The organism is Kitasatospora sp. NPDC056651, from assembly GCF_042792155.1.
Lineage (GTDB): Bacteria > Actinomycetota > Actinomycetes > Streptomycetales > Streptomycetaceae > Kitasatospora.
The window spans coordinates 77,626-79,804 of record NZ_JBHTWX010000026.1; the positions used below are offsets into that span (position 1 = coordinate 77,626).

Genomic DNA, 2,179 nt, shown 5'->3' on the forward strand with positions numbered 1-2,179 from the left:
CGGCGCGGGTGTGGGCGGGAGGGTCGACCCCCACTTCACATATGGGGCGTTGCGGGGCCAGCCAGGCCCGCGGGGCCCCCCCTTGGTGACCTGGTCGGCGCCCGATTCAAACGCCCTTGCGGGCCGTTCCGCTACGCGGCGGTCTGGAGCTCCCGGACCGGGACGGTGTGGACCACGGCCGGGGCCGCGTTGTCCTGCTCCGGCGTGAGGTACGGGCGCAGCCGCAGCGCCAGGACGACGATCAGCAGCGTGGAGCCCGCCATGGCCGCCAGGTAGAGCGGCCAGGTGCCGGAGCCGACCAGCAGCACGCCGACGGCGGGGCCGACCGCGACCGCGATCTGCTTCACCAGGGCGTACCCGGCGTTGTAGGTGCCGAGCAGCCGGGCCGGGGCGAGGTCCGCGACGATCGGGCCCATGGTGGGCGCGAGCAGCGACTCGCCGACGCCGAACAGGGCGTAGATCGAGACGATGGCGACCGTGGCGGCCATGGCCTCGGTCCGGATCAGGCCGGCCACCAGGGCCATCGCCCAGGCGCCGAGCCAGACCACGGCGGCCGCGGCCATCGCGGTGGTGCGGCGGCGGCGCGCGGTGATCCGCACCATGAACATCTGGAGCACCACGATGGTCAGCGCGTTGGCGCCGATCGCGAAGCCCAGGGTGGAGGGCGCGGTGCCGACGGTGTCGGTGGCGAACGCCGCGACGCCGGACTCGAACTGGCCGTAGCAGGTGAAGAAGATCAGCCCGGCGAGGATGCTGAGCCGCACCATCGCCTTGTCGGCGAGCAGGGCGCGCAGGCCGGTCGGACCGTCGCTCTTCTCGTGGACCGCGGTCAGCTGGACCTTGGGCATCCGGGCGCTGCCGGTGACCAGGGCGAGGCCGAGGAACGTCACCGCCTCGATGGTGAACAGCCGGGTGAGGCTGGCCGGGTCGGCCACGTTCACGATCTGCCCGCCGACCAGCGCACCGACGCCCATGCCCAGGTTGACCAGGGTGAACTGGAGCGCGAAGGCGTGCGAGCGGGTGGCCGCCGTCGAGCAGCGGACGATCATCGTGGCGAGCGCCGGCTGGCAGGTGGTGACACCCGCGCCGAACAGGAAGGAGGAGACCAGCAGGGCCGGGGTGCCGGTGGCGTGGCCGAAGGCGAACGCGCCGGTGGCGGCGAGCCCCGCGCCGGCCAGCAGCACCGGGCGGGGGCCGTACCTGTCGATGCCGCGGCCGGTGAACGGGAGCACGGCGAGGGCCGCCAGCGCGAAGACGGTGAACACCATCCCGGCCGCCAGCGAACCCAGTCCGCGCACCTGGTCCACGTACACGAACATGTACGGCATCGTGAACCCGCCGCCGAACGCACTGAGCGCGTTGCCGATCTGGACGCGGCGCAGCGGGCCGCCCGCTCCACGCCGCTGCCTCTGCTGCTTCACCGTGCCGGTCACCGTGCACATCCCTTCCTGGTTTCGACTGGATACTCTTAAGTCCAGAAGATTTCAGAGCTAAAGTTTGACGAGATAAAGTCTTAGCACTGGAAGGGTGCGGAGTCAAAGGCTTAAGGAGTGCACGACCGTGCGACACTGTTCGGCATGACTACGGACAAGCCGCGGCCGGCGGTCGGCACGCCCGTCCCGGCCACCCGCCCGGAGTTCGGCATCGCTGAGCAAGTGGCCCTCTACCAGCGGGAGTTCCCCACCGTGGACCCACAGGTGGAGACCATCGTGCAGTCCCTCCTCCGGCTGTCCCGGCGGATGGGCGTGGCGTACGACCGGCAGCTGACTGTGCTCGGAATCACCTCCGCCGAGTGGGAGGTGCTCAAGGCCCTGGTGGTCTCCGGCAGCCCGTACCAGCTGGGGCCGGGCGAGCTGGCCAAGCGGCTCGGGCTCACCCCGGCGGCGATGACCCACCGGATCGACCGGATGGTGGCCGACGGCCTGGTCACCCGGGAGCGTGACGAGACCAACCGGGTGCGGGTGATCATCGAACTGACCGAGACCGGCCGGGACAAGTGGCTGGAGTCGATGCGGATGGCAGCGGTGTTCGAGGAGGAGTTCCTCCAGGACGTGGCGGGCGGGGAGCGCGCCGAGCTCTCCGCGACGCTGGGCCGGATGCTGCGGCGGATCGAGGAGAGCCAGCCGGACGCGCTCGGGCGCACCGACGACCTGGTCTGAGCCCCGGAACGGGGCACGCC

Annotated in this window: 2 protein-coding genes; one reads left to right on the forward strand and one right to left on the reverse strand. The window is 71.4% G+C overall.

Translation table 11 applies throughout. The features are described from left to right. Positions 1-131 precede the first annotated feature (131 nt). The gene (locus ACFRAR_RS13425; protein ID WP_380697931.1) at positions 132-1,433 is read right to left on the reverse strand and encodes an MFS transporter; all 1,302 of its coding nucleotides are present in this window, start codon (positions 1,431-1,433) and stop codon (positions 132-134) included. Positions 1,434-1,577: 144 nt separating this feature from the next. Here ACFRAR_RS13425 and ACFRAR_RS13430 point away from each other — a divergent pair, with 144 nt between their 5' ends. Next, positions 1,578-2,159 (forward strand): MarR family winged helix-turn-helix transcriptional regulator, encoded by a 582-nt coding sequence (locus ACFRAR_RS13430; protein ID WP_380697933.1) that lies wholly within the window; start codon positions 1,578-1,580, stop codon positions 2,157-2,159. Positions 2,160-2,179 lie beyond the last annotated feature (20 nt).